The 8,968-nt window shown below is 73.1% G+C and carries 8 protein-coding genes; 3 read left to right on the top strand and 5 right to left on the bottom strand.

What is annotated here, in order from left to right; translation table 11 throughout:
• Positions 1-266 precede the first annotated feature (266 nt).
• Together ACFQE5_RS12130 and ACFQE5_RS12125 are read right to left on the bottom strand one after the other, a co-directional pair.
• A complete protein-coding gene (locus tag ACFQE5_RS12130; protein WP_379584969.1) occupies positions 267-1,853 on the bottom strand; it encodes a thiamine pyrophosphate-binding protein in 1,587 nt (528 codons plus the stop codon).
• 90 nt (positions 1,854-1,943) lie between these two features.
• Entirely contained in the window at positions 1,944-2,396 is a 453-nt protein-coding gene (locus ACFQE5_RS12125) for a hypothetical protein (protein ID WP_379584968.1), read from the bottom strand.
• Positions 2,397-2,547: 151 nt separating this feature from the next.
• On the opposite strand from ACFQE5_RS12125, the gene ACFQE5_RS12120 reads away from it, so the two are divergent.
• Both ACFQE5_RS12120 and ACFQE5_RS12115 read left to right on the top strand, forming a co-directional pair.
• The gene (locus ACFQE5_RS12120) at positions 2,548-2,715 is read left to right on the top strand and encodes a hypothetical protein (protein ID WP_379584967.1); all 168 of its coding nucleotides are present in this window, start codon (positions 2,548-2,550) and stop codon (positions 2,713-2,715) included.
• Positions 2,712-3,062 (top strand): YkvA family protein, encoded by a 351-nt coding sequence (locus ACFQE5_RS12115; protein WP_379584966.1) that lies wholly within the window; start codon positions 2,712-2,714, stop codon positions 3,060-3,062. The genes ACFQE5_RS12120 and ACFQE5_RS12115 overlap by 4 nt, the downstream gene beginning before the upstream one ends.
• Before the next feature lie 20 nt (positions 3,063-3,082).
• On the opposite strand, the gene ACFQE5_RS12110 is transcribed toward ACFQE5_RS12115, so the two are convergent.
• The 3 genes from ACFQE5_RS12110 to ACFQE5_RS12100 all read right to left on the bottom strand — a co-directional run bounded on the left by ACFQE5_RS12110 (position 3,083) and on the right by ACFQE5_RS12100 (position 5,103).
• On the bottom strand, positions 3,083-3,391 hold the full coding sequence (locus tag ACFQE5_RS12110; RefSeq protein ID WP_379584965.1) for a hypothetical protein: 309 nt from the start codon (positions 3,389-3,391) through the stop codon (positions 3,083-3,085).
• A 156-nt stretch (positions 3,392-3,547) separates the two neighbouring features.
• Complete coding sequence (locus tag ACFQE5_RS12105) at positions 3,548-4,312, bottom strand: 2-keto-4-pentenoate hydratase (RefSeq protein ID WP_379584964.1); 765 nt, start codon at positions 4,310-4,312, stop codon at positions 3,548-3,550.
• Complete coding sequence (locus tag ACFQE5_RS12100; protein ID WP_379584963.1) at positions 4,312-5,103, bottom strand: 2-keto-4-pentenoate hydratase; 792 nt, start codon at positions 5,101-5,103, stop codon at positions 4,312-4,314. The genes ACFQE5_RS12105 and ACFQE5_RS12100 overlap by 1 nt, the downstream gene beginning before the upstream one ends.
• Before the next feature lie 234 nt (positions 5,104-5,337).
• Between ACFQE5_RS12100 and ACFQE5_RS12095 the strand changes: the two genes are divergently transcribed.
• Positions 5,338-8,814, top strand: a complete 3,477-nt coding sequence (locus ACFQE5_RS12095; protein WP_379584962.1) for an indolepyruvate ferredoxin oxidoreductase family protein — start codon at positions 5,338-5,340, stop codon at positions 8,812-8,814.
• Positions 8,815-8,968: the final 154 nt, after the last annotated feature.

The following is an 8,968-nucleotide window of genomic DNA, read 5'->3' as shown; positions in this document are numbered from 1 at the left end:
GGGCCGCCGTGGCGGTGGTGGTGCTCCTCGGCCCCTGAGGGGTCGTCGGTCATCGCGGCGGCCCGGAACGCGGTGCGGGGGCCCGGGACGCCCCGGAACCGGAACCAGTGGTGATCCCACGGGGGGTTCATGGCATGCACTGTTCGTCTCCTTGATCGTCTTTTCGGATGCCCTCGCCTGAGGGCAAGTCCGATAGTAACACGATATATCGCAACTGGATCGACAGAGACGGTTGGCGTGGGCCGGCTCCTCGCCGGGGGGCGTTCTCAGTCCTCGTGCCAACGGGGCGACGTCGTGCGCGGCGGCAGCAGCCGCGCCGGTACCCGAACCAGGTGCGGTGCCCCGCTCCGCAGCGCCTGCGCCAGGACGGCGGACAGGTCGCCTCCGATCTCCGGGACGCCGGTTGCGGGCAGCCCGAACGCCCCGGCGAGCGTGAGGAAGTCCGGGGTCAGCAGGTCGACACCCGACTGCGGCGTCCCCGCCCGCTCCTGGTCGTAGCGCAGCATCCCGTATCCGCCGTCGTCGACCACGAGGACCGTGACGGGCAGTCGCTCCTGCACGAGCGTGGCGAGTTCACCCAGCCCCATCGCGAGCCCACCGTCGCCGCAGACCGCGAGTACGGGACCACCCGCCGCGGCGGCCCCGAGCGCGGCGGGCAGCCCGAATCCCAGGGTGCCCCAGCCGATCGGATAGGCCAGCCCGCGCGGGGCGGGCACGAGCGCGTACCCGCCCACCCAGTACCCGGCGACCGCCATGTCGCAGACCAGCATCGTGTCCGCGGTCCGGGCGGCGTCGACGGCGTCGAGCAGGGCGACCGCCTCGGTGCTCGCCGGGTCGGCGCGCAGCCGGTCGATGATCTGTTTGCGCAGGTCGGTAGGGGCCCATTCGGGGTGCTGCGGAAGCCGTGCGAGCAGCCCCGCAAGCGCCCGGTCCACCCGCCCGGTCACCGCGGCGTCGGCGCTCCACTCCGGTGGGTCGATCGGGGCGGCCGCGTCGACGGTGACGAGCCGGGCCGGGCGGGGCATCGTCCAGTTCCGTGTGTTCATCCCGTCGAGGTCGCCGCCGATGGCGAACAGCACGTCGGCCGTCCCGATCAGCTGTGCCACCTCGGGCTCGTGCGGCGGCACGCCGAGCGCCCCCGGCATGCCCCGCGCCTGATAGCTGGTGACGATGGGCGCCCCGAGCCGCTCGGCCAGTGCCGCGACATCCGCCGCGGCCTCGACCGCCGACCTGCCCGCCCACAACACGACCCGGGCGTCTCGCAGCAGCCTCGCGGCGGCGTCGAGGTCGGCGCCGTCCGGCAGCGGATCGGGCGACACCACCGACGCCGGTCCGGGGGCTTCGACGTCGCCGAGGACGTCGGCGGGCACGTCGAGGTAGACCGGCCCGCGTGGCTCGCGCAGCGCGGTCACGACGGCCGCGTCGACCGCTGCGGCCACCGCGGCCGCGGTCCGCGGGCGGAACACGGCCTTGGCCAGTGGCGCGAACAGCGCGGCCTGATCCCGAGACTCATGCAGGACCCCACGCAGGCGGCCGGGCCTGCGCAGCCGTTGCGGAATCTCCGAGGCCACCAGCAGCACCGGCGATCCGGCTGCCGCGGCCTCACCGAACGCGGCCACGGCGTTCGCCGCGCCCGGCCCGGTCGTGACGACGGCGGCGCCGAGCCGCCCGGTGCGCCGCGCCCAGCCGTCGGCGGCATAGACCGCCGCCTGCTCGTGCCGGACGACCACCGGGGCGCCCGTCGGATCGCGCCAGAATTCCAGATTGTGCACCCCGGGCAGGCCGAACACGGTCCGCGCTCCGTGCCGGCGCATCGTGTCGAGGAGCTGTCGGGCCACCGTCGCGTCCGCCACGCCGCGACCCTAACCGGAGTCGGTCCGGGAGGGCCGACCCCACGCCAGGCGTTGGCCGGGTACCAGCTGCGTGCGGCATCGCACGGCTGATCAACGAGGGGTACCGCAGTGCTGGTCGATGTAGGCCTGCACCCGTCGGCTCGCCTCGACGAACGCGGGGTCCCCCGCCCGCCGCGCGAGCTCGGGGTCGGTCCCGATGGCAGCCGGGTCGCCACCCGCCTCCAGGGCCCGCAGCTGCAACTCGGCGACCTGTGCGGCGTGCTCGAAGTCAGGGCGGATCTGTGCGGGTGCGGTGTCGATGACCTGCTGGTTGGTCCGTCGGATCGACGCTGCGACGGTGTCCAGGTCGGCCACGGCCCCGTCCACCGCCAGCATCGCGAGCGGCCGGGCTGCGTCGATGTTGGCCTGCACCGCGACGCAGAACGGCGAATCCGCTGACACCGGTGGCGCGACCGCCGGGAGGTCGTCGCCGGCCGAACCGCCACACCCGCCCGCCGCCACGAGGACGGGGATGAGCAGGGCGGCGCGCAGGGCCAGGCGCATCGTCGGGACTCCAGGGTGTCGTCGGGAGCGGGATCGGGGCCGATCGGTCACGATAGGGGAGACCCGCAGAGCGGATCCGGGGAACTCCCGGATGCATCGATTCGTCCTGTTGGTGGAGACTGAGAGCAAGCGGTCGACGGGAGGACTGGCAATGCTGAAGGTGCTCGGGGTCTTGCTCCTGATCTGGATCGCGATCTCCGTGATCGGGGCGATGTTCAAGTTTCTGGCCTGGGCGGTCGTGATCGGCGCGCTGGTGTTCGCCGGGGTGGCGCTGTGGTCTGCGGTGTCCAGCCGGTCCGACCGCAAGTCCCTGCGATGACCCCACGCCGGGTCGCCGCGTTCCATGCGCTGAGGCGCGTTGTGACGCACGTGGGCAGGCCGGGGGATCCCGGGCTCGGTGCGCGGGTGCGCGTGCTGCCCCGGATGGTCGGTGGCGCGTTCACCGGGCGCTACCCGGGGCTGACGCACGGCAGGCTGGCCCTGTTCGCGCTCGCGGTCGCCTACCTCGTCTCGCCGCTCGATGTGGTACCCGAGGCGGCGTTGATGGTCCTCGGTCTCGTCGACGACTCCGTCGTCGCGCTGTGGCTGGCGGGCGCGTTCCTCGCCGAGACGCAGCGATACCTGGAATGGGACCGCCAGCGCTGCGCTGTGCCCGCCGCGGCCTGACCATCCGGCCGGGCGCGGGGTCAGCCCCGGACAGTGACCCGCAGGATCCGCTCCGCGACGACCTGCCAGGTCGCGAAAGCGGCGACGCCCGCCTCGAACGCGAGCAGGTCCGAGTTCCAGCTCGCCGGGGCCCGGTGCCGATCGGGCGAGAGCAGCAGCAGACCGGACAGCAGGTTGATCATGCCCCAGGCGGCGTTGGCGCCCGGACCGGAGTCCCGGCCCGCCAGGGGCGTCAGATGACGTCTGCCGGTGATGGCGGTGGCCAGATGCGGTGCGCTGTTGCCCACCAACATTCCCGCGACGAACGAGCGGAATCGCGAGGAGCTCACCGGTGCCAGGGTAGTCGGGGTCGGCATCCCCGGGTGCCGTCGTGCGTCGCCTCGACCGAACAGGCCCCGGCGCAGGTCGCCGACCGGAGCGGCCCAGCTCACCCGGCCCCGTGAGTGCGTAACAGTGTTCTTACACTGTTACGCACTCACGGGGGCTCAGCGGCAGCCGAGTTCGACGGTCCCGAGCCGGTCGATCGAGGCGACCACGACGTCACCAGCGGTGACGGGAGTCGCGGCGGTCAGCCCGCCGGAGAACACGATCTCGCCCGCGTGCAGTCCCTCGCCGCCGGCGGCCAGCCTGCGGACCAACCACGCCACGGCGGCAGCGGGATGCCCGAGCGACGCCGCACCGGACGCGGTCGCGACGATCTCGCCGTTCCGCTCCAGCACCACCCCGACCAGCCGCAGGTCGATCCCGGCCGGCAGGATCGGGGTCCCGACCACGAACCGCCCCGCGGAGGTGTTGTCGGCGACGACGTCGGCCATGGTGAAGCGGTAGTCGCGGTACCGGGAGTCGATCACCTCGATCCCGGCGGCCACCCCGGACGAGGCCGCGAGGACGTCGGCCGCGGTCACGTGCGGGCCGGCCAGGTCGCGGCCGAGGATGAAGACGATCTCGGGCTCGCACCGGGGCTGGATGAGGTGGCCGGTGTCCAGCGGCTCGCCCAGATCGAGCGCATTGGCCCCGGCGAGGAACCCGGAGATCGGCTCGCTCACCCCGACCTGCGCCTGCTTGGCCCGCGAGGTGAGACCCAGCTTCCAGCCGACCAGCGGTCCCGCGGCGGTGCGCAGCTCGCCCTGCACGGCGTATCCACCGGCGAGGTCGAGCTCGGGGAACTCGGTGGAGAGCGGCTCGATCGCGGTCCGGCCGGCGACGGCCTTCGTCAGGCGCGCGGCCAGCTCGGCGGTGTCGACGGTCATCAGGCACTCCCTCCGACCCGGATGGTCACCGGCCCCAACCGGTCGAACTCGGCCCGGAACACGTCCCCGGCTTCCATCGGCACCGCCGCGTGCAGCGCGCCCGTCATGATCAGGTGTCCGGTCTCGAGGGCGAGGTCGTGCTCGCCGAGCACGTTCGCCAGCCAGGCGACGACCGCGACGGGGTCGCCGAGCGCGGCAGCGCCCGCGCCGGTGTCGATCAGCTCGCCGTTGCGCGTCAGCGTCATCCCGATCAGCCGGGGGTCCAGCCCGTCGAGCGGGACGATCCGGCTGGAGGTGGCCATCGCGCCGTTGGACGCGAGGTCGGCGACGGTGTCGGCGAGTTTGATCCGCCAGTCCGCGATCCGGGAGTCGACGATCTCCATGCCGGCCACCGCGCCGGCGATCGCGGCCCGTGCCTCGGTGACGGTGACCCCGGGGCCTGCCAGCCGATCGCCGAGCACGAAGACGATCTCGGCCTCGATCTTGGGCTGGATGAACCGGTCGAGCGGGATCGTGTCGCCGTCGCGGTAGACGGTCGAGGCGAGGACCGGACCGTAGTCCGGGGAGTCGACGCCGATCAGCTGCTGCATCGCCGTCGAGGTCAGCCCGACCTTGTGCCCGATGATCCGGTCGCCGTCGGCCAGCAGCAGCGGCACGAGCTCCGCCTGGATCGCATACCCGTCGGCCATGTCCAGGTCGGGTTCGGTGTCGGTGAACGGCGGGATCGGGATCCGGGTTCGACGGGCTTCGTAGAGCGCCCGAGCCTTGGCGGGCGCATCCGTCACGGGCATTGGTGTCCTCCAGGAGTGCGGTCGCCGCCGATCGTGACGGGAGAGCCGCTGTCCGTCACCGGCGTCGTTTCATTCTCCGGAACGCTCACCGCGGCCGGAGCCGACCGCCGGGTCGGGCGCCGAGCGCGCATCGCCTGACGCGCGTCTGACCGGGGTGAGGCAGAGTGTGAGCAGTGCGGCCGCCGCCGACTGTGCCGGTGGGACTCCTGCATGCACGACCCGTCAGGTGGAGTGATGCCGATGACCGTCCAGGACAGCCGACCCGACGCCACCCCCGTCGACTTCGAGCTGCGCGACCGCTACCGCGCGCGAACCGGCCCGGTGTTGCTGACCGGTGTCCAGGCGATCGCCCGGCTGCTGGCCGAACAGCACGCGGCCGACGCCGCGGCGGGCCTGCACACCGCGTCGTTCGTCTCCGGCTACCAGGGCAGTCCGTTGGGCGGGCTGGACAAGACCCTCGCCGCCGCGCCGGAGCTGGCGCGGACCGCCGGGCTGACGTTCGTTCCCGGCGTGAACGAGGAACTCGCGGCCACCGCGGTGTGGGGCAGCCAGGTGGCGGTACCCGGCCACGGGCGCACCGTCGACGGGGTGGTGGGGGTCTGGTACGGCAAGGCGCCCGGCGTCGACCGGGCGGGCGACCCGATGCGGCACGGCAACATGTGCGGGGCGCATCCCGCCGGGGGTGTGCTCGTGCTCGCCGGCGACGATCCGGGCTGCAAGTCCTCGACCATTCCGTGCGTCTCCGAACGCACCCTGGCCGGGTACGGGCTGCCGGTGCTCTACCCGGCGAACGCCCAGGAGATCATCCGGCTGGGCCGGTACGGGGTGGCGTTGTCGCGGGCGTCGGGCATGTGGGTCGGCATGAAGATCACCGCCGATGTCGCGGACGGTGTCTACACCCTCGCGGCTGACTGCGGTGACGTCGGCATCACCGTCCCGGAGCTGGAATGGGCGGGGCGGCCCTGGGTCTACGAGCAGGTGCCGATGCTGGTTCCGCCGGCGTCGCTGCGGGCCGAGGAGCAGCTGTACGGTCCACGCTCCGCGATGCTGCATGCCTTTCTTGCCGCCAACCCGATCAACAGGGTCGAGGTCGACCCGCCCGGGGCCTGGCTGGGCATCGTCGCGGGGGGCAAGGCGTTCACCGACGTGCGACAGGTTCTGCGCGACCTCGGTCTCGACGACCCGGATCCCGACACGGCGTGCCGCCGCGCCGGGATCCGGCTGCTGCGGCTGGGCATGGTCCATCCGATCGAACGCGACCTGGTCCGGGAGTTCGCCACCGGGCTGGACACGGTGCTGGTCGTGGAGGAGAAGTCGGCTTTCCTCGAGTCTGCGGTCCGCGACGCGCTGTACGGGCTGCCGGATGCGCCCGCGGTCCTCGGCGAGCGCGACGTCGAGGGGGTGCCGCTCATCCCGGCCGCGGGCGAGCTCACCGCCGCCGCGCTGGCCGGGCCGCTGCGCCGGGTGCTGGGCGCCCGACTCGAGCTGGCGCCGCCCGTGTCCCGCCCGGTACTGGAGATCCTGCCGGTCGAGCGCACCCCCTACTTCTGCTCCGGATGTCCGCACAACAGGTCCACCGCGGTGCCCGAGGGTGCTGTCGCGGGCGGCGGGATCGGCTGCCACGCCATGGTCGCGATCACGCCGCGGCCGTCCGCCGAGGTCTCCTCGATCACCCAGATGGGTGGCGAGGGCGCGCAGTGGATCGGTCAGTCCCCGTTCACCGCGGCGGGCCACATGTACCAGAACATGGGCGACGGCACGTTCGCGCATTCCGGGCAGCTCGCCGTGCAGGCCTGCGTCGCGGCCGGGGTGTCGATCACCTTCAAGCTGCTCTACAACCGGGCCGTCGCGATGACCGGTGGGCAGGACGCCGAGGGTGGGCTCGAGGTCCCGGCGCTGGCGACCAAGCTCCTCGCCGAGGGGGTCAAGAAGATCATCGTGTGCGCCGACGAGCCGGAGCGGTACGGCGCGCTACCGCCACTGCCCGCGGGCGTCGACCTGTGGCACCGCGACCGGATCGATGCGGCGCAACGGATCCTCGGTGAGGTCCAGGGAGTCACGGTGCTCGTCTACGACCAGCGGTGCGCCGCCGAGTCTCGCCGGATGCGCAGGCGCGGCACGCTGCCGGTGCGGCCGATGCGCGTCGTGATCAACGAGGCGGTGTGCGAGGGCTGCGGCGACTGCGGGGCGAAGAGCAACTGCCTGGCGGTGCAGCCCGTGGAGACCGAGTTCGGTCGCAAGACGCGGATCGACCAGACCGCGTGCAACACCGACTACTCCTGCCTGGACGGCGACTGCCCGTCGTTCGTGACGATCGAGCTGCCGCCCGGGGCCCGGCCCATGTCGCCGGCGACCACCTGGCCCGAGCCCCCGTGGGTCCCGGACGTGCCCCGCGGCCCCTCGGGTGAGGTGTTCCTGGCCGGGATCGGCGGTACCGGCATCGTCACGGTCAACCAGGTGCTCGGCTCCGCCGCGGTCCGCGACGGCCTCGCGGTGCACGGTGTCGACCAGACCGGGCTGTCGCAGAAGGCCGGGCCGGTCACCTCGCATCTGCGGATCGCGGCCGACGAGGCAGCCCTCGGTCCGGCCAACCGGATCGGGACCGCGCAGGCGCGCTGCTACCTCGCCTTCGACCCGCTCGTCGGCGCCGACCTGAGGAACCTGGCCTACGCCGCACCGGAGCTCACCACGGCCGTGGTCTCGACGAGCGCTGTGCCGACCGGCGCGATGGTCCGGGACGCGGCGGTCGCGGCCCCGGATACCGACGCGCTGGTGAGGCGGATCGCGCGGGTGAGCCGGGAGGTGGTCCGGATCGATGCCCAGGCCGCCGCGCTCGCGCTGTTCGGTGACACCCTGCCGGCGAACCTGCTGCTGGTCGGGGCCGCCTACCAGTCCGGAGTGGTACCGGTCTCGGCCGCGGCGATCGAGTGGGCGATCGAGCTCAACGGCCTCGCGGTGGCGGTCAACATCGCGGCCTTCCGGTGGGGGCGAGTCGCCGTCGCCGATCCGGCGGCCTTCGCCGCAGCGACGGCCGGGCCGGCCGACCGCGTGGATGGGACCCCACGCGTGCCCATCGGTCTCGATCTCGGTGAGCTGGCGGGGGAGACCCGGCGGCTGGCCGAGATCCGGGCCGCGGATCTCACGGGGTTCCAGGATGAGCGGACCGCACGTCGTTATGTCGCGGACGTGCTCGCCGTGTGGCGGGCCGAGCGCGCGGTGGGGGAGTCCACCGACTTCTCCGCGGCCGTCGCCCGGGGGTTGCACAGGCTCGTCGCCTACAAGGATGAGTACGAGGTGGCGCGGCTGCTGACCGCCGCGGATTTCGAGGCGCGGCTCGCCGCCGAGGTGCCGGGCGGGCGCAGGCTGCGCTACCGGTTGCATCCACCGCTGCTGCGCGCCATGGGCCGGGACTCGAAGATGGCGTTCGGTCCGTGGCTGCGGCCGGTGTTGAAGGTGTTGGCGCGCGGCAAGGTGCTGCGCGGCACGCCGTTCGATCCGTTCGGCCGGACCGCCGTGCGGCGGCTGGAGCGGTCCCTGGCCGCGGAATATCGGGCGCTGATGCTGCGGCTTGCCGCCCGTCTCACGGCCGAGACGTATGCGACGGCCGTGGCGGCGGCGCAGGCCGCCGAGCTGGTCCGTGGCTATGAGGACGTCAAGCTCGCCGGTATCGAGCGCTACCGGGCGCGGCTGGCCGAGCTGGGTATCGAGTGACCCGCGGCGGCTCGGCGGACGACAGGTGTGATGTCGTCCGCCGAGCTTGACCCGTTCGGGAACCGACGTTCTTGATCTCGATCCGGACCCCGGGTACCGCGCGGGCGGTGCGGTGACCGGTCGTCGTTCGCCACCGCATCGACGCTACGTCAGA

Origin of the sequence: Pseudonocardia hispaniensis, assembly GCF_042658695.1 — a bacterium.
Lineage (GTDB): Bacteria > Actinomycetota > Actinomycetes > Mycobacteriales > Pseudonocardiaceae > Pseudonocardia > Pseudonocardia hispaniensis.
Note: the sequence above shows the minus strand (reverse complement) of the source record. Positions and strands in the feature narration are given on the sequence as shown.